Annotated in this window: 24 protein-coding genes; 16 read left to right on the top strand and 8 right to left on the bottom strand. The window is 46.6% G+C overall.

All coding sequences use genetic code 11. The features are described 5' to 3' along the window. Positions 1-2: 2 nt before the first annotated feature. Complete coding sequence (locus VEA_RS20765; RefSeq protein ID WP_012842420.1) at positions 3-932, bottom strand: glycyl-radical enzyme activating protein; 930 nt, start codon at positions 930-932, stop codon at positions 3-5. Between the two features lie 214 nt (positions 933-1,146). Between VEA_RS20765 and VEA_RS20760 the strand changes: the two genes are divergently transcribed. Both VEA_RS20760 and VEA_RS20755 read left to right on the top strand, forming a co-directional pair. After that, a complete protein-coding gene (locus VEA_RS20760; RefSeq protein WP_006741998.1) occupies positions 1,147-1,821 on the top strand; it encodes a fructose-6-phosphate aldolase in 675 nt (224 codons plus the stop codon). Between the two features lie 343 nt (positions 1,822-2,164). Next, positions 2,165-2,677, top strand: coding sequence for a DUF2799 domain-containing protein (locus tag VEA_RS20755; RefSeq protein WP_012842419.1), 513 nt, complete (start codon positions 2,165-2,167; stop codon positions 2,675-2,677). A 10-nt stretch (positions 2,678-2,687) separates the two neighbouring features. Here the strand turns inward: VEA_RS20755 and VEA_RS20750 are convergent, their stop codons facing one another. Together VEA_RS20750 and VEA_RS20745 are read right to left on the bottom strand one after the other, a co-directional pair. Next, on the bottom strand, positions 2,688-3,143 hold the full coding sequence (locus VEA_RS20750; protein ID WP_006740771.1) for a GNAT family N-acetyltransferase: 456 nt from the start codon (positions 3,141-3,143) through the stop codon (positions 2,688-2,690). Between the two features lie 25 nt (positions 3,144-3,168). After that, on the bottom strand, positions 3,169-3,639 hold the full coding sequence (locus VEA_RS20745) for a GNAT family N-acetyltransferase (RefSeq protein ID WP_006740772.1): 471 nt from the start codon (positions 3,637-3,639) through the stop codon (positions 3,169-3,171). A 132-nt stretch (positions 3,640-3,771) separates the two neighbouring features. Between VEA_RS20745 and VEA_RS20740 the strand changes: the two genes are divergently transcribed. From VEA_RS20740 to VEA_RS20695, 10 genes are all read left to right on the top strand, one after another. After that, positions 3,772-4,962 carry an MFS transporter gene (locus tag VEA_RS20740; RefSeq protein ID WP_012842418.1) on the top strand — a complete coding sequence of 397 codons (1,191 nt, stop codon included), beginning with the start codon at positions 3,772-3,774 and terminating at the stop codon, positions 4,960-4,962. Next, positions 4,937-5,905, top strand: coding sequence for an HTH-type transcriptional regulator YidZ (gene yidZ, locus VEA_RS20735; RefSeq protein WP_006740774.1), 969 nt, complete (start codon positions 4,937-4,939; stop codon positions 5,903-5,905). The genes VEA_RS20740 and yidZ overlap by 26 nt, the downstream gene beginning before the upstream one ends. Before the next feature lie 141 nt (positions 5,906-6,046). Continuing rightward, positions 6,047-6,916: a DMT family transporter gene (locus VEA_RS20730; RefSeq protein WP_006740775.1), complete on the top strand. Its 870-nt coding sequence runs from the start codon at positions 6,047-6,049 to the stop codon at positions 6,914-6,916. Between the two features lie 389 nt (positions 6,917-7,305). Continuing rightward, a complete protein-coding gene (locus VEA_RS20725; RefSeq protein WP_006740777.1) occupies positions 7,306-9,480 on the top strand; it encodes an FUSC family protein in 2,175 nt (724 codons plus the stop codon). 10 nt (positions 9,481-9,490) lie between these two features. Further along, positions 9,491-11,134 (top strand): TolC family protein, encoded by a 1,644-nt coding sequence (locus VEA_RS20720; RefSeq protein WP_006740778.1) that lies wholly within the window; start codon positions 9,491-9,493, stop codon positions 11,132-11,134. Continuing rightward, positions 11,134-11,337, top strand: coding sequence for a DUF1656 domain-containing protein (locus tag VEA_RS20715; RefSeq protein WP_005462724.1), 204 nt, complete (start codon positions 11,134-11,136; stop codon positions 11,335-11,337). The genes VEA_RS20720 and VEA_RS20715 overlap by 1 nt, the downstream gene beginning before the upstream one ends. Before the next feature lie 12 nt (positions 11,338-11,349). Next, positions 11,350-12,240 carry an HlyD family secretion protein gene (locus tag VEA_RS20710; protein ID WP_006740779.1) on the top strand — a complete coding sequence of 297 codons (891 nt, stop codon included), beginning with the start codon at positions 11,350-11,352 and terminating at the stop codon, positions 12,238-12,240. Positions 12,241-12,256: 16 nt separating this feature from the next. Beyond that, a complete protein-coding gene (locus tag VEA_RS20705; RefSeq protein ID WP_006740780.1) occupies positions 12,257-12,943 on the top strand; it encodes a potassium channel family protein in 687 nt (228 codons plus the stop codon). Next, entirely contained in the window at positions 12,936-14,084 is a 1,149-nt protein-coding gene (locus VEA_RS20700) for an AI-2E family transporter (protein ID WP_005396613.1), read from the top strand. Before VEA_RS20705 ends, VEA_RS20700 begins: the two co-directional genes overlap by 8 nt. Before the next feature lie 216 nt (positions 14,085-14,300). After that, positions 14,301-14,972, top strand: a complete 672-nt coding sequence (locus VEA_RS20695) for a DUF2057 domain-containing protein (RefSeq protein WP_041853111.1) — start codon at positions 14,301-14,303, stop codon at positions 14,970-14,972. 134 nt (positions 14,973-15,106) lie between these two features. Here VEA_RS20695 and VEA_RS20690 read toward each other — a convergent pair whose 3' ends face one another. Then, positions 15,107-15,871: a ferredoxin--NADP reductase gene (locus tag VEA_RS20690; RefSeq protein WP_006740782.1), complete on the bottom strand. Its 765-nt coding sequence runs from the start codon at positions 15,869-15,871 to the stop codon at positions 15,107-15,109. Between the two features lie 210 nt (positions 15,872-16,081). On the opposite strand from VEA_RS20690, the gene VEA_RS20685 reads away from it, so the two are divergent. Then, on the top strand, positions 16,082-16,534 hold the full coding sequence (locus VEA_RS20685) for an acyl-CoA thioesterase (RefSeq protein WP_005374933.1): 453 nt from the start codon (positions 16,082-16,084) through the stop codon (positions 16,532-16,534). An 812-nt stretch (positions 16,535-17,346) separates the two neighbouring features. Here VEA_RS20685 and VEA_RS20680 read toward each other — a convergent pair. Next, complete coding sequence (locus tag VEA_RS20680; protein ID WP_005396617.1) at positions 17,347-17,565, bottom strand: VF530 family protein; 219 nt, start codon at positions 17,563-17,565, stop codon at positions 17,347-17,349. A gap of 150 nt (positions 17,566-17,715) precedes the next feature. On the opposite strand from VEA_RS20680, the gene VEA_RS20675 reads away from it, so the two are divergent. Next, on the top strand, positions 17,716-18,639 hold the full coding sequence (locus VEA_RS20675; RefSeq protein ID WP_006740783.1) for a LysR family transcriptional regulator: 924 nt from the start codon (positions 17,716-17,718) through the stop codon (positions 18,637-18,639). Here the strand turns inward: VEA_RS20675 and VEA_RS20670 are convergent. Next, positions 18,636-18,926: a putative quinol monooxygenase gene (locus tag VEA_RS20670; protein ID WP_006740784.1), complete on the bottom strand. Its 291-nt coding sequence runs from the start codon at positions 18,924-18,926 to the stop codon at positions 18,636-18,638. The genes VEA_RS20675 and VEA_RS20670 overlap by 4 nt on opposite strands. 69 nt (positions 18,927-18,995) lie before the next feature. Then, a complete protein-coding gene (gene nfsB, locus VEA_RS20665) occupies positions 18,996-19,649 on the bottom strand; it encodes an oxygen-insensitive NAD(P)H nitroreductase (protein ID WP_006740785.1) in 654 nt (217 codons plus the stop codon). A 167-nt stretch (positions 19,650-19,816) separates the two neighbouring features. Between nfsB and VEA_RS20660 the strand changes: the two genes are divergently transcribed. Together VEA_RS20660 and VEA_RS20655 are read left to right on the top strand one after the other, a co-directional pair. Continuing rightward, positions 19,817-21,280, top strand: coding sequence for a helix-turn-helix domain-containing protein (locus VEA_RS20660; protein ID WP_006740786.1), 1,464 nt, complete (start codon positions 19,817-19,819; stop codon positions 21,278-21,280). A gap of 129 nt (positions 21,281-21,409) precedes the next feature. Then, a complete protein-coding gene (locus VEA_RS20655) occupies positions 21,410-24,067 on the top strand; it encodes an alpha-amylase family glycosyl hydrolase (RefSeq protein ID WP_006740787.1) in 2,658 nt (885 codons plus the stop codon). Positions 24,068-24,150: 83 nt separating this feature from the next. Here the strand turns inward: VEA_RS20655 and VEA_RS20650 are convergent, their stop codons facing one another. Then, the gene (locus VEA_RS20650; RefSeq protein ID WP_006740788.1) at positions 24,151-25,308 is read right to left on the bottom strand and encodes a D-alanyl-D-alanine carboxypeptidase family protein; all 1,158 of its coding nucleotides are present in this window, start codon (positions 25,306-25,308) and stop codon (positions 24,151-24,153) included. Between the last annotated feature and the right edge of the window lie 176 nt (positions 25,309-25,484).

Raw genomic sequence — 25,484 nt, 5'->3', positions numbered from 1 at the left:
GGTTAACCTCTAACAATCACGTTAAGTTGAGTATGTTCGCTTGCGTATTGCATTGCGTTTTCTAGCAGTTCTGGTTTGTTTAATGGTTTGTCAGAACACTCGTAAGGCATATCGAGCAAACGGTATTTATTGATGCCGAGGGTGTGATACGGCAGCAAGTGAAGTTCTTGACAGCTTTCTAAAGAAGCAGCGAAATCAATGATCGCTTTGAGCTCATCAATGGTGTCATTGAAGCCCGGCACAACCGGCACGCGAATCACAATGCGTTTCGCGATAGGTGCCAGTTTTCGGAAATTGTCTTTGATGCGTTTTAGTGAACCTTTCGTCCAGCTAAGAAACTTTTCTTCATCGGTGTGTTTTAAATCCGCCAACCAGCAATCAATATGCGGCGCGGCTTTTTCGACGTTCTTCCACAGCACATGCATACACGATTCAATGGCGGTAGAGACTTGGTTGTCATGCAGACGCTGCGCGAGTTCTGCCACCAAATCCGCTTGCATGAGTGGCTCACCACCAGAAAACGTCACGCCACCTTGGCTTTGATCGTAGAAAGGCTTGTCTCTCATCAACACTTCAAACAGGTCGTCCGATTTCGCGGCTTCTCCACATATGCTGAGCGCTTGTGTTGGACATACGTTTCGCAGCGCTATGATCTGCGCTTCGCTCATGGCTTTTCGATTGATGATGATTTGATCGTCAATGCGTCGGATACCATCGCTCGCCATGTCGCCGTTTACGGTTTGTTTATAAGCCGACACACAAAGCTGGCAGTCCGCCATACAACTGCGCTCATCAAACAGCAGAGAGTGCTTTTCACTGCGGCTTTCTGGGTTTTGGCACCAAGGACAGGACAGACTGCATCCCTTCAGAAACAGAATGGTGCGAATACCATCACCATCGTGGGTCGAGAACCTCTGAATATTGAAATACATTGCTGTCCGCCTCTTGGTTTGCTCTTCTACTTTTCACGCTTTTCTTTTTCTGAAAGCTTCATTTGATAATGAAATATTGGCACTTAACTTTCGCTTTATGAAATTATTATAGTTTCAATTGAAATTTCAATTGATCAAAATCAAGATCTCGACGGATTGTCAGATCTATAGTGATCCCATCATCAAAACGAAGATTTTGTATAAGGTAGAACCCATGATCGAACTCTATTTAGATACTGCTGACGTGGCAGAAGTAAAACGCTTTAACCAATGCCTACCTCTGAAAGGGGTAACCACAAATCCAAGTATTTTGGCGAAGTCAAAACAAGGCTTGAACCAAACCTTAGCTGGTATGCAAGAAGCGTTAGGGGGCACACCCCGTTTCCATGCTCAAGTGGTGAGCACAACTGTAGAAGGCATGGTAGAAGAAGCGCGCCAAATCCATGAATTACCCTATGATATGGTCGTCAAAGTGCCAGCAACCGAAACGGGCTTAGCGGCAATTAAGTTAATGAAAAAAGAGGGAATTCAAGTGCTCGCAACTGCTATTTACTCTGCTCAGCAAGGTTTCCTTGCGGCATTGTGTGGCGCTGACTATCTTGCGCCTTATGTGAACCGTATTGATGCGATGAACGGAAACGGTGTAGAAGTGGTCGCAGACCTGCAATTGCTACTGGATCAAAACCAACTGCCTGCAAAAATTTTGGCAGCGAGTTTTAAGAATACCCAACAAGCGATGGAAGTGATGAAGTTAGGTATTGAAGCGATCACCTTACCTGTCGATGTGGCCGCACAGATGTTTTCTCATCCAGCAGTTCAGCCGGCTGTCGATCAATTTGATAAAGACTGGAAATCCGCGTTTGGCAACAAACTTTCATTTGAAAGTTAAGCATAAAATTATCGAAAATCCCATTCCTCCTCGATCGAGGGGCTTTTGATATGGGAATCTCTGAGAAAAAGTAACATTCGCGCAGGCAACTGTTTATAGATGCGGCTTACGAAGAGATTCCCACCTCACTAATCTCGCCTCTACCTTCACGCAAAGTACTCTATTCGTAACATCACTACTGACGAACAACGCTTGTTCCACAAGCAAAAAATTTTTGCTTCAAGCCGACAAACTCACAATCTCAACGCATCAATAAGTCGGTAATTATTAATTTTATCTATTGGAAATGAACACTGTTCATTTATAATCAGCGAACCTAACGCAGTAACAAGGAATCCACTTCATGAAACGCATTGCGCTTCTCTTTGCCATGTTTGCATTACTTTCTGGTTGTAGCAGCATGTCGCCAGAACAATGCCAAACCGCAGATTGGTATCGCGTCGGCTACCAAGATGGCCGCACAGGCAACAACCCAAACATTTTGTACGAATACATTAAAGACTGTCGCGAAGCAGGCGTAACGCCAAATCACGTTGAGTGGCAAGACGGTTTTGATAAAGGCACTATTCTTTACTGTTCGCCAGACAATGGTTACACGGTGGGTGTAGAAGGAAAAACCTACTATGGCGTTTGCTCTAACGATCTTTTCCTTAAAAACTATCAGTTAGGCCATCAAGAATATCAGCGTCAACAACGCATTAACGCATTAGATGCGGAGATATCACGCCTTGATCATCAATTGGATGCAAACTTAGATAAAGACAACGCGAAGCGTATTAGAGAGAGAAGAAAACAACTGGCGCGTGAGCGTGCATCACTCATCTCGCCAGGAGCTAATTACTACTTTAACTTTTAGTCGCGACGGGCTACAACGCTAGGGTCATAAAGCGGCTGTTTGGAGCAGGTTGATAGTCGCCAAACGGCTCGCAGTACGCGAAGCCATGTTTTTCATATAGGCGATGCGCGGGTTCAAAAAATGCCATCGACCCAGTTTCCAAACTTAGACGTTGTATCCCCTGATGTTTCGCTTGCTCAATCACGTGATTGAGTAAGCGGGATGCCACACCCTGTTTTCTCGCCGACGGCGTCGTACGCATCGATTTCAACTCTGCGTGACCATCTTCTAGTTGGCTCATTGCCACACATCCCAATAGCTGCTCACCATCCCAGCCCGTCCAAAACGTGATTGAAGGCAGCTTCAACTTGCTTACATCTAACGCATGCACGCTCTCTGGTGGCGATGTAGCGTACATGTCCTGTAAATGCTCTTCCAACAACGCAAGCACCTGCGGCCGTTCTAAATCGTCAATTTCAATTCTCATATTTCCATCCTTGGTGTTTTCCTAGTTAAAGCGGCTGTTTCATAATGTGTTGCGGTCCAACGGGGCCGCCGTGATAAAGCTCATTGGTATCTTCAAACCCTGATTTTAAATAGCACTGATAAGCGGGTATGTTGCGGCAATTAACGGTGAGATAAAGCGCATCAAACTCGGGATAATGGCGTTTGGCGAAATCGGCAAACTGTTGAATGGCTTGCTTGGCGATGCCTTTGCCTTGATGACGGTGATCCACCAGCAAAGCACGCACGCCTAAACTGTTTTTCGAGCAAAAATCGTATTTCTCGCTGTAAGCTGCATCAAATAGAAAAAAGCCAACCACGTCATCGTCTGCCAAAATCAGATGCGGAAGCTCTGTAGGTTCAAGACGTGTAAGCATTTCACCCACATCCGCGACCGTAAACTGCGATTGCTCTTCTAGCACGCTAAGTTCGCAAGTTTGTTCATGTCGTTCAGGCGAATACTTTTCAATGGTAATCATAATCTTCCTTGTTGTTTTTACGCTCAATTCATACAGGGTATGTCGTAAATAGAAATACCTGGTGTCGTATTTCCCACTCGTAGGCAAACGTTTAGCACTCTATTATCCTCCCCATTCGATAGAGAGGTTTCCATGTCCCGTTTTTTACTTTGCAGTTTTGCACTCGTCTTACTCTACCCTACTGCCATTGATTTGTATCTTGTTGGTTTGCCTCAAATTGCGTCAGATCTCAACGCCAGTGAATCTCAGTTGCATATTGCGTTTTCGATCTATTTAGCTGGCATGGCTACCACCATGTTATTCGCGGGAAAAATTGCAGACTCTGTGGGACGAAAGCCTGTTGCCGTCGTCGGCGCGATGATCTTCGTGCTCGCATCTTTTCTCGGCGGAATGGCTGAGCAACCAAACGCTTTCTTGATTGCTCGCTTTTGCCAAGGCATCGGGGCTGGATCTTGCTATGTCGTCGCGTTCGCGATTTTACGCGACACGTTAGACGATGAACGCCGCGCGAAAGTATTGTCGATGCTCAATGGCATCACCTGTATCATTCCAGTGATCGCACCCGTGATTGGTCACTTGATTATGCTGAAATTTCCTTGGCCGAGTTTGTTTACCACGATGGCAGGAATGGGCATTCTCGTCAGTGTATTGGCCATTTTTGTGCTCAAGGAATCACTACCCAGCCAACAAGGTGAAGAACAGACAGCGCCAGAGATCCATCAAGAGACTTTCTTCGAGCGATTTTTTATCAGTAGGCTTATCATTACTGCACTTGGAGTGACCACCATTCTGACCTTTGTTAACGCTTCACCAATTGTCGTGATGAGCATGCTTGGTTTTGATCGCGGTGGCTATTCTTCCATCATGGCAGGGACTGCGACGATCAGTATGTTGATTTCGTTCTCGGCGCCATTGGCATTGGGGATTTTTAAGCAGCGAACCTTAATGATGACCTCTCAAGTATTGCTCGCTTGTGCAGCCATCGTGCTCAGTGCTGCCCATTTCCATGATGGACAATCTCATTACTATGTGTTCGGACTTGGGCTGATTTGCGCTGGCTTCGCTTGTGGCTTTGGCGTGGCCATGAGCCAAGCGCTCAGCCCATTCTCTCAACAAGCTGGCGTGGCGAGCTCACTACTGGGCATTGCTCAAGTTTGTAGTTCCGCGTTCTATATTTGGTTTATGGGTTTCATCGGCGTTAGTGCACTGAATATGTTGGTGTTTATCTTAGTGTTAGGTAGCGTAATCAGCCTTGCTCTAATACTATTGATTCCAAAGCCTGTTCACGATACCCATTATGAAGAAATCCCTAGCGCGACTTGATTTAAACTTACTGTTCACTCTGCAATTATTGCTGCAAGAGCAAAGCGTCTCGAAAGCCTCGAAAAAGCTGAACGTTACGCCCTCTACCGTAAGTAAGTCGCTCAACAAACTTCGTCATTGGTTCGATGATCCTTTGTTTGTCAAAACACCTAAAGGTCTTGCGCCAACGCCTTTGGCGCAAAGCATGGAGCAAGATCTAGCAGAATGGCTGCAAATTGGCAGCCAGATTGCAGAAAAACGCAGCGATATTACGCCTAAAGGAGTGCGTTTTGATATCACGATTGAGTCGCCATTAGTGCTCACGGTGCTGGACAGGCTCATCGTCGCTATCCACCAGCGATACCCTGAAGCGAAAGTAAAAACCAGTAACTGGGATTACGATTCACTCGACGCCATCATTCGAGGCGAGGCGGATATCGGTTTTACCGGCCGAGAAAGTCACCCGAGATCGAAAGAGTCGTTGGATCTTCTGCCATATTTCTTGGATTTTGAGATTCTATTTTATGACCTGCCGATGGTGTATTTACATAAAAATCATCCGGCATTACAGCAAGAGTGGAATCTCGAGACCTTTCTGAGCTACCAACACATCAATATTGTTTGGGAAAAAAGTGAAACTTGGGCGTTGGATGAAGTGTTAACGGAACTAGGGCTACAGCGCTCTATCGGGCTGACGATGTCCAACTTTGAGCAATCCCTTTTTATGGCAGCGCAGCCGACGCATGACATGATCACCACCGCGCCGCACTATTGCAAAAGCTACACAGAAAAGCTGCATCTCGATTTGGTGTGCTTGCCAATTCCGTTAGACCAAACTCAACAAGACAAGTTACTGATTCCATTTACCATGATTTGGCATAAACGCAATGCGTACAATCCCAAATTGCTATGGTTGAAAAACACCATCAAGTCATTGTATGAACAACCTTCCCTACCACAGTAACACTTAGGCTAAGATCAGGTTTTCTCTGGTGATTTTTGCTGATTTTCTCGCTCTGACAGCTATAACTAATCACTTTATCAACTAATGAAAAAGGTCGTTTGACGCTACACTCAATCCATATTTCTGCGTTAAGGGCCAAGGATGTCGACCTTTTTACTCACTGCTATTACGATGCTGGCGTTCGCTGCCAATTCATTATTGTGCCGACTTGCATTGGCCGAAGGGTTGATTGATGCAGGAAGCTTCACTCTCGTTCGATTGATATCTGGCGCGATTACCTTAATCGCATTGCTTGTCGTGAGAGGTCAGTGGAAAACCGATCGGCCAACTTCTCGCTTTCGCTTTTTTGCTGGCGTGGCGTTATTTGGTTATGCTGCCCTTTTCTCTTTCGCGTACTTACAACTGGCGACAGGAACCGGTGCTTTGCTTTTGTTTGGTGCCGTGCAACTTACATTACTGGCAATCTATTGGTGGCAAGGTGAGCGCTTTCAGTTTCTCGAAATCATCGGTATCGGCCTTTCGATTGTTGGCTTTGTTTGGTTAATGTTGCCATCTGCCACTCGCCCCGATATCAGTTCTGCACTTCTCATGTTGATTTCTGGCATTTGTTGGGCTGCGTTTACTGCGCTCGGCAAACAAGCGCCTTCTCCAAGTAGTGGCATCACATGGGGGTTTATCGCTGCATCTATAATTGGCATACTCCTATCACCGTTGATGCTGTCCTCAATCCATCTCTCTCTGAGCGGAATTTTGCTCGCTATCACGTCTGGCGCCATTGCATCTGGCCTTGGTTATACACTTTGGTATCAAGTCATGCGTAAGCTCTCTTTACTTCAAGCCGCCGTCAGCCAACTTTCCGTGCCAGCCATTGCTTTACTACTCGGCAGCATCGTACTCCACGAGTCTCTTTCGCTGCATACACTTTTAACCAGTGGCATCATTCTTGGTGGTATCGCTTTGGTTTTTTTATCTCGATCCAAAAAAACAAGCGAACAATCGGCAAGCCGATAAAAAATAATAACTTTCCCTCTCAAATACCCATTCATCATCTATGCTTTTTAAAGCAGCAAAGCTCATTGCAGATGGTACGAGTGGCCTGCTTTAGTATCAGGCGAAGGATATAAGGTGAGAATTGGCTCACACAACACGACGATTTTGTTTCAAAAGTGAGAATCGTCACAGATCGCGATTTTGCTCGTTTTAGGCGTTTCATCAATAACGCCAAGGGCTAGCGCGAGATCGAGCCAAATACGCACTTTGTGTTTTGACAAAGGGTTTACAAAGCACACTTTTTCACCCGCTATATTCCGCCCCCCCGAATTTATTCAGAACAAGATTCTGATTATTCACATAAGAAATTCATCAACTTATAACGATAAGCCTGAGCAAACTTTGACACTATGAACGACAAAATAAAATTCGCTATTAAAGTATCGCTTAGCCTGACTCTGGCTTATCTAATCCCGTTTGCCATGGGTTGGCCGCAAGCATCGACGGCCGCAACCACAGTGATGCTGATTGCATCCACAGGCAGTCGTCGTGAATCCCTCGCCAAAGGTACCTTACGTGTGTTCGGTACGTTGGTTGGCGCCGTCGTTGGCTTGTTACTGGTGGGATTATTTGCTCAAGACCGCTTGCTGTACATGCTGAGCGTGTCGGTTGTGGTCTCTTTCATTTTTTACTTCCGTAATGCCTACCAAAAAGATCCAACGCTACTCATGCTGACCGGCGTCATGACGCTGATGATGTCCAATGGCGGTGACGCAGAAGGTGCGTTTCTTTATGGCGTTGACCGCGCTTATATGACGGTGTTTGGGGTGGTGGTTTACACACTCGTGGGGACTTTCTTATTCCCGACCAAAACAGAACAAAACCTAAGACAACTCATCGAACAACTCAACCAAGCACAACGCGCGCTGTTCACCGCTGTCTTGCAAAATTTCGAGCAAAAATCGGCAGGGCAAGTTTCTCCTCAAGAAGAGGGAGTCGAAAATCCAGAAGCTGAAGAGCCACAACCTAGCGTGGATTCTCTTATCGAACAGATGTTTGCCGCCCAAAATGCGCTCGAACAGCGTTTTGCCACAGTCAGTGTGGAATGCAGCGACGTGTCGGCCTACATGAAAGAGTGGCGCTTGGCGGTTCATTTGAACAAGCAAGTAACGCAACAATTGACCGTCGCGGCGCACAGCCACTTTAGCCACCAGCAAGACCGTGAAAGCATCAGCAACTTTGATCAAGCCGTTGCGGAAATTGACGCGCTATTTGATACCTGCCAACAAGTCTGGGACGAAAAAGAGCCCGCTTTTCGTGCTCAAGAGTTCAAAGTCGAATACAACCAGGCGTTGCTTGAAGACGCGGCGCACCTAGAGAAAGGCTCTGCGCTTATGCTGGGGCACCTCTTGGGGCTCATGCATCAAAACTTGTCGCGTTTAGCGGAGAGCATTAGCTGCATTGACTCTGTGACGAACAATGTCTCCTTTGACGTGCCGCTGCCGAAACCGAAAGGCAAGTTTCTATGGTGGGACGCAGAAAACTTTAAAACCGCGGTCAAAACCTTTGTCACTTATTGGGTTGCAGGACTGATTTGGATTTATTTCAATCCACCAGGCGGCTACTCGTTCGTGGTCTTCTCGACCATGTTTATGTCTTTGCTGTCGTTCGTGCCTGTGCACCCGATTTTGTTGCTTGTGCTGTTCACTTTCGGCTTTTTGTTCGCGGTGCCTTCTTACGTCTTCATTCTTCCCCAATTGGATCTCGGGTTAGAGCTTGGCCTATTCATCTTTATCTACACTTTTATCGGCTTTTATCTGTTCAACGGGCCAGTGACGATTTTCTACATGGTGGGCTTGTTTGTTCTCGGTTTAGACAACAACATGTTCTATCACTTCGGGATCCTCATGACGATCATGCTGTTGTTCTACATGGTGGTGTTCATGATTATTTTCGCGCACTACTTCCCGTTTAGCTCACGACCAGAACACCTCTTTTTGACCATAAAAGAACGCTACTTCCGACATACCCGAGAGCTGTTCACTACCTATCAACAGCAGTCTAGCTCGGTTATTACGCTGCTCAAACGGGCCTTGCACTTGGTGACGCTCAATGTCTCATCGAAAAAGCTCAAAGTCTGGGGTTCGAAAATCAACCACAAACACTTTGACAAAACCACGCCAGAAGCGATTGGCGAGTTTAGCAAAGCGTGTGATGTACTCAGTAGTCATATCAACATCTTAATGGCCGCCGAGAAAAAGTTGCTGACCAATCCGTTGATTACTCAACTTCGCCAACAACACCGCGATTCCATCATTCCTTTGATGGCGGGCGCTTTAGCCAGCCATCAAGCAACACAAGAACTCGATTCCGTATTCGACCAATACAGTCAGGATTACCAAACATTCGAAGATAAACTGGAAGATTTTTTTAGTGAGTTGGATTTATCTGACTACGCTTATTCTGAGATAGCCGGTTTTTATATCTTGCTGAATTTAAAACGGAACGTGTTCGAAGCAATCAAGCATTGCAAGCAAACCTACGAGGATATCGATTGGGTGAACTTACAACAGAAGCGTTTTTAAAGGTGGGGATATGATGCTTCCAAAACTAACTAAACCAAGCCTCGCCATACTTTCTCTGATCGGACTCAGTGCGTGTACCACTGTAGGACCAGATTATGTTCATCCAAAGCAGGCGCCACTGCCAAGTGACTGGTCGGTGCAAAAAGCAGCCAAAGATACGCAGCAATCAGAGCAACAGCTACAACAATGGTGGCAGCAATTTAATGACTCAACTCTTAATCAGCTGGTTGAGTTGGCGAGCAAACAAAACCTCGATTTAGAAGCCGCAGGGCTACGAATTGTACAAGCACGTTCATTGCTTGGCATTTCGACGGGCTTGCAATACCCGCAAGTTCAAACCGTGTCAGGAAACCTAGCGCGTGCCTACGTAAATGATCAGGGCGTGAATAACGCCACTTTGTCGTTTGATGCTGCTTGGGAAATGGATGTTTGGGGCAAGTATGCTCGCGGTATTGAGTCGGCAGAAGCGGGTTACTACGCATCCATCGCATCGTATCACGACATCATGGTCACCATAACCGCCGAAGTGGCGCGCAATTACATCAACTATCGCACATTCCAAGAACGTATTTTGCTGTCTCGCCGCAATATCGAGATTCAAGAGCGTGTCGTACGTATTACTCAGGTGCAGTTCGACTCTGGCAACGTTACAGAATTGGACGTTCAACAAGCTAAAAACCAACTCTACACCACCAAAGCAGCGCTACCGAGCCTCGAAGTGGCGATGAAGCAGTCGCGCACGGCACTTGCTTTGCTGTTGGGTGTACTGCCTGAAGAAGTAGAGAAATTGCTGCAATCGGACGGTTTGACACAGCAAATTGCTGACTATGAAGCGCAGTTCAAATCGACAGGCAGAAAATCGGCGTTATCGGGCACCGACGAGCGCTCCATTGTGCCGCGCCCACCGCTGTTGGATACCCAAGTGGACGCAAACTTAGTGATGCGACGTCCAGATTTGCAAGTCTCTGAGATGCAAGCTCGCGCGCAGAGTGCGCAAATTGGCGTGGCGGAAACCGCTCTGTACCCAAGCTTTTCGTTGTTCGGTTCTATCGGTATCGACAGTACGGTTCCCGATGGCAGCAGTTTCAGTTTTAGCGATTCGCTCACCATGGTGGTTGGCCCAACGTTCAGTTGGAACATTTTCCAATACGGGCGCGTGAAAAATAACATTCGTTTCGAAGATGCTCGCTTCCAAGAAACACTGACTAACTACAACAAAAAAGTGCTGCAAGCCGTGAACGAAGTGACCAATGCGATCGAAGCGTATGACCTGTATTTGCAGCAAAAAGATTTACGTCTGCAATCGGTCAACTCTTCCATTCGTGCATTCAACATCTCCATGACGCAGTACGAAAACGGCCAAATCTCTTTTGAACGTCTGCTCAACTCGGTAGAGAAAATGACCCTTGCAGAAGACAGCTACGCAACGATCAAAGGCAATGTCGCGAACCAAGTGATCGCGCTGTACAAAGCGTTGGGCGGCGGCTGGCAGGCACAAACGGGGAAACCATTCCTTGAAGAATCCATCGCCAAGCAGATGCAAGATCGTACCGATTGGGACGGTTATCTGGATGAAGAAAACCGTACGTTGCCACCTTTGCCTATCGAAACACCGACGGAAAACGGCGATAAGAACAAAACGGAGGATCTCTAATGCCTCATGAACTCTCTTGGGGAGACATTTACTTTTCTCCCACGCTACTGGTGCTCTTTCTCGCCGTCACGGCAACGTGGATAACGGTGATGATATTGAACAAGACACGTCTGTCTCGCTTCATTGCTTTTCCGTCTCTGACGTTTATTGCCATCATGGTCGGTTATGTGGTGGCCATCGACAGCTTTTATATTCAATTTTAGGTGCCAAACAAGATGAAAAAACTATTCGTAATCGCACTCAATCTTGTCATTCTTGGTGGCGCAGCTTGGCTCGGCTATCAAAAATTTGAAGAGTATTTTAATAACCCTTGGACACGCGACGGCCAAGTGCGCGCGAACGTCATCAAAGTAGCTCCTCGTGTATCAGGCCCAATTGTAAATGTCGCGGTGCAAGACAACCAAGAAGTGAAAACAGGCGATTTACTGTTTGAAATCGACCCTGCGACTTACGAAGTTGCTTTGTCTCAAGCCGAAGTGGCACTAGAGCGCGCCATTGTTAGCTCTCGCGGTAAAAAAATCGAATACGACCGCCTTAAAGATATTCGCGCGAAAGACCGCGGCGCAGTTTCTCACAAGGATCTGATTCGTCGTGAAATCGCTTACGAAGAATCGCTACTGCAAATCAAATCTGCAGAAGAGCAATTAAAGTCAGCGCGCCTTAACCTCAGCTTTACCAAAGTTTATGCGACCGTCGATGGTTTTGTGTCTAACCTCGATATTCGAAACGGTACGCAAGCGGTCGCAAACCAGCCACTGCTGGCGCTGATCGACAAGAACAGTTTCTGGGTGTTTGGTTTCTTCCGTGAAAACCAACTCGCGCAAATCGAACCTGGCAGCCAAGCACGTGTCACTTTGATGTCTCACCCAGACACACCAATTGACGCAACGGTTGACTCTATCGGTTGGGGTATTGCGCCGAAAGACGGCACGGTCGGCTACAACCTTCTTCCAAACGTGAACCCTGTTTTTCAGTGGATTCGCTTGGCACAACGTATTCCGGTGCGAATCTCAATCCAAGAACTTCCAGAAGATGTTGATCTTCGATTCGGGCTTTCTGCGTCCATCATGGTGATGAAAGATTCATCGGCAGAAAATGAACAGTAACTAAGTGAGAAGAACCATGGTCATTGGTAAAAAACTCAAAAACATTAATGAAGAAAACAACTTCTTCTATCTAACTTTAGCGCTGGTGATTTTGTTGCTAGGGAGTGCGATGGCACAAGTGGTGGGTGAAGGCACGATTGAACACATACTGCAGGCGTTCACGGTTCTCACGTTCATTGTCTGTTTTGCCAGCCTTCGCTTCGACAAAATGTGGTCTCGTTTCCTCTATACCCTGTTTGGCGTTTGGGTTCTTGTGATTGTGATCAAGACCGTTTTCAACATCCGAGAGATGAATGTAGTGATGCTTGCCCTCACCTTCGCGTTCTTTTTCGGCACTTTTAAATCCATCGCAAGACAGATTCTTTTCACTGGTCACGTCAATAGCAACAAAGTCATTGGCTCAGTCGCGCTTTTCTTGCTGCTTGGTCTGATGTGGGCAATTGCCTATCTCATTCTTCTAGAGTTCTCGCCAACCTCATTCACTGGGATGAAAGCCATTTCTTGGGGGCAGAATTTCTCTAATGCGGCGTATTTCAGTTTCGTCACCTTAACCACGCTTGGTTATGGCGATATCAGCCCTCTAACACCTCTGGCTCAAGTCGTGGTGTATTTAGAGGCCATTACAGGTGTGTTCTATATGGCGATTGTTGTTTCAAGTCTCGTCAGTTCTAACATTGATCATCAGGTAAACAAAAATGGATAAACAATCGGTAAAAATCGACAGTAAGCTTTTCATCAGTAATATGGTGGAATCGGCAATACGCATTGGCTTGATCTTCGTCTTGCTGATGTTTACGTACGACATCATCAAACCCTTCATTCTTCCCGTTATTTGGGGTGCAATTATAGCCGTCGCTTTAATGCCACTTACAAAAAAGCTGGAGCGTGCATATGGCGGTCGCAGAGGCCTGGCAGCCACGACGATTGCTTTACTTGGTATTGCACTCTTAGTCACACCACTTGTTATGGTGTCAGGTTCCATTGTGGATGGTGCAACGCATGCGCTTGAAGTATTGCAAAACGGGCAAGTGAAGATCCCAGGTCCAAAACCTTCCGTTGCGGATTGGCCTGTCGTAGGTGATAAGCTCTATGAGGTGTGGACCCTATTCGCGACTAACCTTGAACAAGCGATTCAAACCTTTATGCCGCAGATAAAGTCCGCGCTCACTTCTTTGCTCGGCACACTTGGCGGTGTATTGGGAAGTTTACTGCTTTCAATCTTATCACTTGCGATTGCAGCAGGTTTTATGACGTACTCTGAATCTGCAGCATCAGGGCTAAGAACCATCGCTATTCGTACCGCTGGTGAAAACGCTAAAAGCTGGACCACGCTTATCGCAGCAACCATTAAAAGCGTACTGCTTGGCGTAGTCGGTGTGGCGGCGATTCAAGCGCTATTGATCGGTGCTGGTTTCTTTGTATTTGGCGTTCCGGCAGCTGGTTTGCTCACTCTGATTCTGATGATCTTGTGTATCGCTCAGCTACCGGCGCTGCTTGCCGTACTACCAGTGATTGGCTTTATGTACATGACTCAAGATACAACGACAGCCACCATGTTTACTGTCTGGGTAGTAGTTGCAGCTCTTTCTGAAAACCTGTTCAAACCAATGTTAATGGGACGTGGTGTCGACGTACCAATGCCTGTGATTCTGCTCGGTGCCATCGGTGGTATGCTTTTCTACGGCATCGTTGGTCTGTTCTTAGGTGCTGTTATCCTGGCGATTTGGTATGAGTTATTTGTTTGGTGGTTGAGCATTGAGAAAGCACAACAGCAAGAAGAAATGGCAGAACAACAAGACGCTTCTGATGACCAATCAGAGCCTGGACACGGTGCTGGCATATAATAAATCAATAAGTTAGAAAGAAATTTAATCTATAACTTATGATATCAAACCGCTCTATTGCAGCGGTTTGATTCTATTTGGATCACAGTTTCCCCGTAATAAATGCGATAAAAATGACGTTCTTGTTAAATTTTCATACTTCTTACACTTGGGAGTTGCAATCGGGCAATGAACGATGCACTCTCGATGACCACTAATTTGCTTAGGATAAAAACAATGAAATTGATCAAGCCTTTAACTTGTGCGCTTGCTCTCGCAATGAGTGGCATGGCATTCGCAGATGTAACCGTGAGTGTTCCTGACGACGTTTCAGTATTAGCGGCTAACGGTGAAAAAGCAGACCTTTCGGGTGGTTTTTTCGCCTCGGAAAGAACACTAACGTTACCTGATGGCGTTAACCAAGTCGTATTTCGCTTCGCCCCTTACTTTAACCAAGGTAATGACCGTTTAAGTGTTGAAAGCGATGTTATCGTTACACGATTTGACGCTGCCAATGCCGAGCTGACGCTACAAATGCCAGAATACCGCAACCTTCGCGATGCGGAAGAAAAGATCAAGGACTTAGATTGGAAACTGGTTGATGATTCAGGCAACACCGTCGCCGTTGAGCAAGACAAATTGATCAAACCGGGTATGCAAATCGGTCGTGATTACGTGCGTGAAGTGGAAAGCTACAACAAAACAGGCGGCGTTGCTGCTATCGCTGTTGCTGGTGCAGCCGTTGCTCAACCAGTCACACTACCAGCAAAGATTCCTGAAGATATGCAACAAGCAAGAGCGACTGCGGTTAAATCAGATTCGACAGCAGAAGAGATGCTGCACTTCTGGTACCAAAAAGCAGACGCAGAAACCAAAGCTCGCTTTAAAGCGTACGTTAATCAACAATAAGTCTGATTGACTCTATCGATATTAAAAAAGCCACTTCATGTGGCTTTTTTGATCGAACAAGCTAGGACGTTTGAACGACTTTGGTATTGGTGATCATCATGTGTTCAATATGGTTATATCAATTTAACCAAACGCTACCAGTAACGCTCATAGATGATATTGCCTCCTGTTTTAGGACGATACTTTTCCAACCCAAGATCTTGTAAGACTGGCAAGGTATCTTTGATCATCTGCGGGTTCCCACACATCATGACAAAACTACTTTGAGCAGAGAATGGCACATCAGCAGCGTTGGACAGTCTACCCGATTCGATGAGTTCGGGAATTCGACCTTGTAACTGGCCATCCACCACTTCCCTACTGACTATCGGGATGTACTTTAATCTGCCTTCATATCGTTGCTGTAGTTGCTCAATCAGATATTTGTAGACCAGATCTTTTTCGTAGCGAACCGCATGAACAAGCACAATTCGCTCATTATGGGGTGGTAAGTTTATATCATCCAGTAGCGATAAAAACGGTCCAATACCTGTACCTGTAGATAGCAGCCACAGATCATGAGCCTGTTTAGGAATAGAGTCGTGGATTAAGTCACCATGTGCGGTCTCACCAACATAAATACTATCACCAGATTTAAGCTTTTGGAGCCTTGGGGAAAGTTGTCCTTGAGGGTCCGCTACTATTAGGAACTCCAACCAATCGAACTGTTCGCTTGGTGCATTAACCACAGAGTAAGCACGGCTGATCGGCTTGCCTTCATCATCAAGCAAAGCAAGCTTGGTGAACTGGCCGGCTTTAAAGGTAAGAGGCGCGCCTGAGACCCTTAAACTGAACAGCTCGCCAGTCCAGTCAATGCGTTTTTCCACCTTGGCTAGATTGAAACCTTTCAGCTCAGTCATGAGACACCTCCTATTTGGTTACTCTTAGTTAAACTTACGCCTTCAACTCGATTATGTAAAGTTTCTAGTTTACATAATAAGATTGCCATTTCATTTCACATTTTAAAAACAATTTTATTACATATTAAATGATTACATCTAGAATAAATGCTCAAAGTGATAAGTCGCGTCGCAATTTGTGGCAATGCAGATGAAAAAGGAGCACTAAAAATGGACACACTGTTAAAGGACTTTCCCGTTATCACAGAGATCAAAGTCGCATGGGGTGAAATGGATGCTCTGCAACACGTCAATAACGTTGTCTATTTTCGCTACTTTGAGACGGCGCGTTTAGATTACTTCAACAAAATTAATCTGCTAGTCGACCTGCAAACCTCACAAATTGGACCAGTACTGAGCGAGACACAATGCCGCTACAAGCTGCCTGTCACTTACCCAGACACGTTATTAGTCGGCTCGCGCGTGATCGACATGCAAGAAGATCGCATCACGATGGAATACCAAGTGCTGAGTAAGAAGTGGGGTAAGATTGCGACCATCGCGACCGCTACTGGTGTGATGTTTGATTTTAAGAACAACGTAAAAGCGGCGATTCCAGACCACGTTCGCCAGTCGATTTTAGACTTGGAAGGAACTGTGGGTAGCACGCATCATTTAGAGTAGCAAGAAACGAGAGATTAAAGGCGAGGTTCTCGACAGCGATTCTTCATCGCTGTCGGGAATAACGTAGGGCTAATCTTCTAGACTACGCGATAAGAGAACTAGCGTCATTCTAGCAAGCCAAAGCGCGACGAAGAATCTACATACCGCTTGCTGCAGGCCATAGAGCTATGAATAAACTCAATACAATCTGAGGGTAGATTCTGAATCTCGCTTTAGACGTAATAGCAGAGCTACTCTTCCAGCCCACACGATAAGAAAAGTGGCGTCATTCTAGCGAGCCAAGGCGAGACTAAGAATCTACTTACCGTTTGCTGCAGGCCATAGAGCTATGAATAAACTCAATACAATCTGAGGGTAGATTCTGAATCACGCTTTAGACGTAACAACAGAGCCATTCTTAAAGCCCACACGATAAGAAAAGTGACGTCATTCTAGCGAGCCAAGGCGAGACTAAGAATCTACTTACCGTTTGCTGCAGGCCATAGAGCTATGAATAAACTCAATACAATCTGAGGGTAGATTCTGAATCACGCTTTAGACGTAACAGCAGAGCCATTCTTAAAGCCCACACGATAAGAAAAGTGACGTCATTCTAGCGAGCCAAGGCGAGACTAAGAATCTACTTACCGTTTGCTGCAGGCCATAGAGCTATGAATAAACTCAATACAATCTGAGGGTAGATTCTGAATCACGCTTTAGACGTAACAGCAGAGCGACTCTTCAAGCCCACACGATAAGAAAAGCTGCGTCATTCTAGCGAGCCAAAGTGAGACTAAGAATCTACTTACCGCTTGCTGCTGACCATAAAGCAGTTAGCAAAACGTCTCGATATACAGCGCTTCGACTTTGTCCCGCGCCCATTGCGTTTTACGCAAAAACTTCAGAGAAGATTTGATCGACGGATCTTTCTTAAAACAGTTCACTCGAACGCGCTCATACAGGCCATTCCAACCAAAGTGTTCAACAAGTCGGGTGACGATTTTTTCTAAACTCAACCCATGCAGAGGGTTATTCGGCTGTTCGTTGCTCATGTTGTTGATCCAGTAACGATGTAAGTGGCGGGCTAATCTAACTCAAAGTGACCACTTAACCTAATGTTTTCACCTTCAAAGGCGTTTAGCTTGAATTACTTTGCTCATCTCCCCTATAGTAGCTCAAACTTCACAAACATCCTTTTCACGATGAAAGCCCTCAACGACCTCAATATTTTTGTCGAAACAGCGCGCCAAGGCAGCTTTTCAAAAGCCGCTAACAGCATGGACATGACACCTGCCGCCATTAGCGCATCGATTAAGCGTCTTGAAGGGCAAATCGGTTTCCCGCTGTTTGTGCGTTCTACCCGAAGCCTGCGTTTAACCTCAGAGGGCGAACTATTTTTAGACAAAACCACGCAAGCGTTGGCAACATTGCAAGAGGGGTTGGAGCAGATCTCAAGTGCGCGCGGGGAGTTGTCTGGTCAGCTGCACATTACTGCACCCTCCGATTTTGGTCGCAATATGTTGCTCGATTGGGTGGATGAGTTCATCGATCTCTACCCAAATGTTTCCATTAAACTAGAGCTGTCCGATAGCTTGACGGATATGTACACCAAGCCTGTCGATATTGCTATTCGCTACGGCGAGCCGGCCGACTCCAATCTGGTCGTGTTGGCTTTGTGTGGGTCAAACGAACGGATATTATGTGCATCGCCAGAGTACGTAGCTACACATCCAGAACTCACCTCTCCTGCCGATTTAACGCAACACAACTGCTTGTGCTATATGGTCGCGGATTCGGTCTACAACAAATGGACGCTCACGCGTGACGGCGAGAAAGAACAAATCGTGGTCAGCGGTAACTTGATGAGCAACGATAGTGACTTGCCACACCGGTTAGCGATCAAAGGCAAAGGCATTGCGAATAAATCATTGATGGACATCAGCCGAGACTTAATCGAGGGAAGATTGGTGCGAGTGTTACCAGAGTGGGATTGCGGCCCAGTGCCACTCTACATGGTGTGTGCCGATCGTCGCTTACTGACGCCAACGATTCGGACTTTCCGCGACTTTATCCAACAAAAATGCTGCCAACAACGCGCCAACGTGCTGGCAACCTTCTGTCATTAGGCGATAAATCGAAGAGGACGAATCTGGGTATATTCAACCCAATCGTTCTCTTCTAATGTTTCAAGAAACGTCGACATGTGCGGGCTTTGCAAATGCTTATCCAAGGCCTCTTGCGATGCCCAAATCTCTTGGAACATAAATAGGCCTTCAACTTTTTCGTCGAGATACAACTCGTATTGGCAACAGCCTTCTTCTTGACGAGTTGGCTCTAGTAAACCAGCAAGCAAATTCACCACCTGATCCTTACTATCTGGATAGGCTTTCACTTCTGCAACTAAGTGGATCATCGTTTTATCACTCTTTTGCGATTTATATATTGATTACAGGGTTCTACGTCACCTGTAAGTAAGCTCGAATTAGATCTCGGTGAATACGGTTTCTGCGTCCCAGCGAGACTTTGGCATTTTCGCGTTGAAGTCATCTTCCGCGTGGTAGCCAAGCGGCACGATCACAACACTGGTGTAACCTTTTTCACGCAAGCCAAATTCTTCATCCAGCACTTTGGGATCAAACCCTTCAATTGGCACTGCATCAATTTCTAGCGTCGAAGCACCCAACAGCAACGTACCCACGTTGAGGTAAACTTGTTTCTCCATCCAATGGTTCGCATCTTTCAGATCAAAACGGTGCATGTTCACAAAGTAGCTACGACCACCGCGCACAGCCGCTTTCGCTTCTTCGGTTGGGAATCGGCCATCTTTTTCTTCTTGCGCCATTAGCGCTTCAATGTAGTCGTTATCAATGCCTGTTTTTGCACAAAACACCAATACGTGAGAAGCGTTGAGAATCTTCGCCGCGTTAAACGCGTAATTCTCTTGCGCCGCTTTAGCGATGCGCTGTTTGCCTTCTTCTGTGCTTGCCAGAATGAAATGCCAAGGCTGGGAGTTCACACTCGATGGACTAAAACGAATCAGCTCTTTAACTGCGTCGATTTTTTCTTGAGGTAGCTTGCGCGTTGGGTCAAACACTTTCGTTGAGTAACGAGATTTTGCAGCTTGTACGATATCCATGAGGTTCTCCAATTAATGAATTTAAGCTGTGTAACAGCATAACCTCATGAGATAAAGGGAAAAACCGATTTCGATTAAAAACATTTTCAAAATAAATTTGAAAATAAAACGATAAGAAAGGCTTTGAGCGTTCTCACTGAACTTCTTCATCTTTTCGGCAATAATGCTTGTTTGCTCGCAACCAAACTCAACTCATGCAGCCTCAAGATAACGTTATTACATCCTTTCTGTGTAAAAAGCTCGGTCACAATCACCTGAGAATTGCCGGCGAATATTGGCACATTGAGAAGTTGGTTGCCTTGCAATGCATGATGTTGAAGGAAGCGCCTGACCTCCAAGAAGGCCTGCTGTGGTGGAGTAAAAGTGTTTCATTATTCGACCGCCGTTTGTACGTCACATTTCAACATGGTGATGCCCAAATCCATCTGCAAGTAGAATGCAGAACGGCCGATATGCCAAATTGGGCGGAGTCGGTGTTTGGCTTGCTCAAAATGCAGTTGGAAATGCTTGAGCTAAGCGAATCAATACAGGTACAGGTTCACGCCAACAATCCACTCGCGGCCGATATTTTTCTAGGGGAAACGCGAGATTCTAAAACGAGTTCAAGCGTGTTTGACTTGGTGAAACATGTTTATTTGCTGCTTTCTCACCAGCCAATTGAACAACCAGAATTGCTGAGTGTTTTGAACGCCTTGTTCATCAAAAACAGCAATTACGCGCTCAAGTTAGAGCAAGCGGCAAGGCAACTGGGCGTCTCCAAACGCACCTTGCAACGTCGACTACAAGAAAAACAAATGAGCTACTCTCAATGCGTTGATTTCGCTAAAAGAAAGCAAGCACTCACTTTGCTCGCCGACACCCAACTCACGACGCAGCAAATCGCCTATCAACTTGGTTACGAAGAACCATCGAACTTTCACCGCACTTTTCGTCGTTGGTATCCGTTTTCACCCATGCAGTATCGCCAACAATGTTTGGATAACCGAACTCAGCTAAATCAGCAACCGATCCGCTTGTACTACGCCAAAGCCAATACCTTCGACGATAACCACATCGACCAACCTGTCGGCAAAATCTGGATGGAAGTGGACAATATTGCGTTTGAGAAAGTGGTCTCGGTAGAATGCCGTGACCGTGATGGCGCATGGCGGCGCTACCCCGCCTTCTTCGAGCGTTTTTTAAGTCATGGCACCGAACTCTGGGCAACGACCGAACTTCCGGTAGCGCATCCCCTTACCTTTCGCCTGTGTTATGAAGTCGATGGGGAACGTTACATTGAGAATAACCACCAGCGTGACTATGTGGTTTCTAAAGGGCTTTTAATTGGCGCAACGGAATACATTGTCCCGACTCGGCAGCTTATTAACATTGGGGCGCAATACACGCTCTTTATCGAACTGGCATGCCGACTTGAAAACGTTGCGAGGATTGACTGTTACGTCGATGATGACCCCACACCTCACGCAATGCGCTTGACCAAACACTCGCTACATTATGCTTGTTGGGTGCTGCAATTATCGCTCACTCAAACTGCAAAGCAGTGCCGTTTCCGCCTTTATGATGAATCCGACAACGAGCTCGCGAAAGAGCATTACCCGATACAATATCCTATTGTGCAACCGCTCAATTAAAACTGTCGGTCAGATCAAAGTCGCCGCTTCGTGACATCATTTCACGTCTTTTTTGGCGTGAAATGACACCCTCAATTTCAAACCTTTGCTTTATCGTTTCTGCATTGCTGCATAACGGAGGCAAAAACTGTGTTTGAAACTCTACCTAACCCAATGAATAAAATAAAAATACTTCCTTTAGCGATCGCTCTTGCTCTTTCTGGCTGTGGAAGCGACGAAACCACACCAATCGATACAGGCAGCCACGTGGCATCTCCTGATTGGCAAGATCAAATCATTTACTTCCTGATGATCGACCGTTTTAACGACGGCGACAGCGCTCTTAATGAGCAAGGGCAAAACGAATTCGATCCGACTTCGGATAAAAAATTCAGCGGCGGCGACCTCGTTGGTGTGAGTGATAAGTTAAGCTACATCGAAGATCTCGGTGCCACATCGATCTGGATTACTCCGCCAGTTGCTAACCAATGGTGGGATGCAGAGCAAAACTACGGCGGCTACCACGGGTACTGGGCGCGCGATTTCCAAAAAGTGGATAAACACTTTGGTGACATGGAAAGCTACCAAGCGTTAGCACGCGAAGTGCATGCGCGTAACATGTTCTTAATTCAGGACATCGTGACCAACCATGTAGGCAACTTCTTTACCTACGATGATCCTTACAGTTATGATCCAAGCCTACCTTGCCAAGGCTTCCGTTTGATTAAAAATGCACTACCCGCCGGGCAAGAGCTGCCGTACCCCCTCAACATGAACGAGTGTAAAACAGACGGCACAGGCAGCTACCACTGGACGCCAACCATCACCGACCACAACGATCCGGTACAAGAAAAAACCTGGCAGCTCTCTGATTTGGATGACCTTAATACGTCCGGTCCTGAAGTACGCGCTTATCTAAAAGAGAGCTACCGAAAATGGATTCGCGAAGTCGGCGTCGACGGATTCCGTATCGATACGGTGAAGTTTGTTGAACACGATTTCTGGAACGATTTCCTACACGCCGACGATGGTGTGATGACGCAAGCGGTTGATACCGGTCGTGACAACTTCCTCACTTTTGGTGAAGTATTCGAAACATCTACGCCATACAACACCGAAGGCGAAGAGAAGATGCTGACTTACATCGGTGAAAGTGGCTCACCGAAACAGCTAACCTCGGTACTGAACTTCCCATTGCAAGCGACCATGACGCGCGTATTTGCATCAGGACAACCGACCGACTATTTACGTTTCCGTCTTGAGAAAATGATGGAGATGTTCCCAAATCCATACATCATGCCGAACTTCATTGATAATCACGACATGCCGCGTTTTCTGTCGCAAGGTAGCGTGAATGACATGAAACAAGCACTGATCACCATGATGAGCGTGCCGGGTATTCCTGTGATTTACCAAGGTACAGAACAGGCGATGTCAGCGGCGCGCGATGCGATGTTTGCTGGCGGCTACCGTGAAGACGGCGACTACGTAGACTCATTCGACCAAAACAGCGAGATGTACTTGTTCATCCAAGAGCTTGCTAAGTTACGTACCGAAAACAAAGTCATGACACGCGGCGAAATGAAAGTGATTGGCAGCGATAAAGCCGGCGCCGGTGTGTTCGCTTTTACCCGAACGTTGGATAACGACGAAGTCTTAGTGGTAATGAACACATCGAATTCCCCGATGTTGATGAACCAACTCGATGTAGAGCAAGCGGGCGGCACTGTTTTCCAACAACAAATCATGTCGAACTGGGCAGACGCTCCGGAGAAGCTAATCGCAGATGAAAACGGTCACGTAACCCTTGAGCTACCAGCCAAATCTGCCGTGATTTACTCGAAAACTAACGACACCCAATCGGTAGATACACCAGACCTCAACATCCAACTAGCGCAGGATTGGGAAGGGCAAACCATCACAGATGACATCGTGATTGCTGGTACTGCTAACGCCAACGAGAAGTTGAACCTCGTCATCGATGGTAACTTGGAAACAGCGCAAACCATTACTGTAGGCGCTGATGGTCAGTTTAGCGTCACGCTGTCGACTCGTCATTTTGCGATTGGCGAGCAACAGCACCGCTTCGCGATTTATTCCACCGAGAAAAAAGCAGGCATCGAGGACGTGAGTTTTGTCTCGAACCTAAACTGGTCAAACACGCCGGATGACACCATTGATGACGCAGGTGATGCGCAAGACGGCACTGGCGGTCCTAACGGTAACTACTCATTACCAACCGATCCAACGTTCGACAAAGACAACAGCCAACTCGCAATCAACAAAGCAGAGGTGTTTACCGTTGGCAGTAACGTACGTTTGACCTTCACCATGGACAACATCACCGACACTTGGTTGCCACCAAACGGCTTCGACCACGTGGGTTTCACCATCTTTATTGATTTACCTGAAGAAGCCGCAACTAACTTGTCTGAGCTACCGAAGATCAACGCTTCTATGCCAAGCGGAACCTGGAGTCGTAATGCGGTTGTTTTTGGCTGGCAAAGCTCGATTTACAAAACCAAAGGAGCAAATGCGACGACATGGGGAGAAGCGGTCACGCCAGCACCAACAGTGACAGTAGACAAAGCCAATAACACTATTTCGATGGACTTTGCGAGTGACGCGCTGGGTCGACCTGATTCACTGGATGGCATTCGATTCTATGTGACGACTTGGGACTTAGACGGCCTTTCGGCAACTTACCGTCCGCTAGAACAAAACAAAGGCCCTTGGAACTTCTCCGGTGGCGCATCGGATGAAAGTAAGATTTGGGACGATTTACCAATCATCACCTTGTCGGAATAAACCGTTAAATAAGACACCGCCCAGCGTTTAGCTGGGCGGTCATCAACCAAAGAATGCAGAAAGACACTTCTCTAGTTTTTATTCTAGTTAAAGAACGATTTCACCCACAGCACCAGACTGTCCCAAAGCTGAGCGAACCACGAGCCCTCTTCTACCGCTTGGCTGCTGACTAAGGGATAACTCGCCACGGTACTGTCATCGCTTTTCCAAACGACCTTACCAATCTCATCCCCTTGCGCGATCGGTGCAATCAATGGTTCATTTAACACCACACTCTTATCAAGCCCAGCCGTCATTGAACGAGGCAGAGTGAGATAGGCATCATTAGCGAAGATCGCCTCAACTTGATTGGCATTTCCCTTCCAAACGCGAACTTTAGACTCAACCTGCCCTTGTTTGGCAACTTGTTTGGTGTCATAAAAACGAAAACCATAACTGAGCAAATTCTTGGATTGGCTCGTTCGAGCCTGTTTACTTGGCGTGCCCATCACTACCGAAATCAACCGCATTTTCCCTTCTTTGGCGGAGCTCACCAAACTGTATCCCGCATTGCTGGTGTAACCGGTTTTGCCCCCGTCGACGTCAATGGAATTGTCCCACAGTAATTTATTGCGGTTGTACTGCGTAATGTCGTTCCACTTGAAGACTTTCTCACTATATAGCGCATACACAGCGGGAACATCGTTGATGATCGACTGCATGAGTTTTGCCATATCGGTGGGTGAGGTTTGGATGCCTTCACTATCGAGACCATGGGAGTTTACAAAATAAGTGTCTTGCAGCCCTAACTTCTCAGCCCAACCATTCATCAAGGCGACAAAGCCGCGTTCACTGCCAGCTACGTGCTCAGCCAGTGCAACGCACGCGTCATTACCCGATTGGATGATCACACCGCGCATTAAGTTCGCAACACTAATTTCATCTTTCGGTTTGATGAACATTTTAGAAGATCCGGGAAACTTGGCCGACCACGCGTTTTCGCTCACGGTGACAACATCATCCCATTTCAAACGCCCCGCTTTGATTTCTTGTCCAACGACGTAAGCGGTCATCAACTTGGTTAAACTAGCCGGAGCAAGGCCTGCTCGCCCGTTATGCTCGGCAATAATGGCACCGGATTGAAAGTCCATTAATACGTAACCTTTCGCCTTTAATTGAGGTGGGTTGGGCGTAACAACGGCAAAAGTAGGTACGCTTATTAAACAAGTCACAATAATCCATCGAGCCAGTGACACTTTCATCCGACTTCCTCCATGCTCTCACTTTGTCGCAACTCTATTGAGCATAGCTCACTCAACCAGTTGCACCAGTCGCTAATCGTTTCATTTTCTTGAACTTACATTGATTTGACCAAGGTATAGAACTGACGAAGCGATTTGGAAATAGCATTGGTTCTTCACGCCATTCGCAGTAAAGT

The organism is Vibrio antiquarius, assembly GCF_000024825.1.
Lineage (GTDB): Bacteria > Pseudomonadota > Gammaproteobacteria > Enterobacterales > Vibrionaceae > Vibrio > Vibrio diabolicus.
Note: the sequence above shows the minus strand (reverse complement) of the source record. Positions and strands in the feature narration are given on the sequence as shown.

Coding starts and splice junctions, on each gene's coding strand:
- VEA_RS20750 (WP_006740771.1), bottom strand. CDS start 3,143: ATGAGAATTGAAATTGACGATTTAGAACGGCCGCAGGTGCTTGCGTTG.
- VEA_RS20680 (WP_005396617.1), bottom strand. CDS start 17,565: ATGAGCAACGAACAGCCGAATAACCCTCTGCATGGGTTGAGTTTAGAA.
- VEA_RS20690 (WP_006740782.1), bottom strand. CDS start 15,871: ATGACTGAGCTGAAAGGTTTCAATCTAGCCAAGGTGGAAAAACGCATT.
- VEA_RS20765 (WP_012842420.1), bottom strand. CDS start 932: ATGTATTTCAATATTCAGAGGTTCTCGACCCACGATGGTGATGGTATT.
- VEA_RS20715 (WP_005462724.1), top strand. CDS start 11,134: ATGCCTCATGAACTCTCTTGGGGAGACATTTACTTTTCTCCCACGCTA.
- VEA_RS20755 (WP_012842419.1), top strand. CDS start 2,165: ATGAAACGCATTGCGCTTCTCTTTGCCATGTTTGCATTACTTTCTGGT.
- VEA_RS20720 (WP_006740778.1), top strand. CDS start 9,491: ATGATGCTTCCAAAACTAACTAAACCAAGCCTCGCCATACTTTCTCTG.
- VEA_RS20745 (WP_006740772.1), bottom strand. CDS start 3,639: ATGATTACCATTGAAAAGTATTCGCCTGAACGACATGAACAAACTTGC.
- VEA_RS20705 (WP_006740780.1), top strand. CDS start 12,257: ATGGTCATTGGTAAAAAACTCAAAAACATTAATGAAGAAAACAACTTC.
- VEA_RS20700 (WP_005396613.1), top strand. CDS start 12,936: ATGGATAAACAATCGGTAAAAATCGACAGTAAGCTTTTCATCAGTAAT.
- VEA_RS20675 (WP_006740783.1), top strand. CDS start 17,716: ATGAAAGCCCTCAACGACCTCAATATTTTTGTCGAAACAGCGCGCCAA.
- nfsB (WP_006740785.1), bottom strand. CDS start 19,649: ATGGATATCGTACAAGCTGCAAAATCTCGTTACTCAACGAAAGTGTTT.
- VEA_RS20650 (WP_006740788.1), bottom strand. CDS start 25,308: ATGAAAGTGTCACTGGCTCGATGGATTATTGTGACTTGTTTAATAAGC.
- VEA_RS20670 (WP_006740784.1), bottom strand. CDS start 18,926: ATGATCCACTTAGTTGCAGAAGTGAAAGCCTATCCAGATAGTAAGGAT.
- VEA_RS20730 (WP_006740775.1), top strand. CDS start 6,047: ATGTCGACCTTTTTACTCACTGCTATTACGATGCTGGCGTTCGCTGCC.
- VEA_RS20685 (WP_005374933.1), top strand. CDS start 16,082: ATGGACACACTGTTAAAGGACTTTCCCGTTATCACAGAGATCAAAGTC.
- VEA_RS20725 (WP_006740777.1), top strand. CDS start 7,306: ATGAACGACAAAATAAAATTCGCTATTAAAGTATCGCTTAGCCTGACT.
- yidZ (WP_006740774.1), top strand. CDS start 4,937: ATGAAGAAATCCCTAGCGCGACTTGATTTAAACTTACTGTTCACTCTG.
- VEA_RS20710 (WP_006740779.1), top strand. CDS start 11,350: ATGAAAAAACTATTCGTAATCGCACTCAATCTTGTCATTCTTGGTGGC.
- VEA_RS20695 (WP_041853111.1), top strand. CDS start 14,301: ATGAAATTGATCAAGCCTTTAACTTGTGCGCTTGCTCTCGCAATGAGT.
- VEA_RS20740 (WP_012842418.1), top strand. CDS start 3,772: ATGTCCCGTTTTTTACTTTGCAGTTTTGCACTCGTCTTACTCTACCCT.
- VEA_RS20760 (WP_006741998.1), top strand. CDS start 1,147: ATGATCGAACTCTATTTAGATACTGCTGACGTGGCAGAAGTAAAACGC.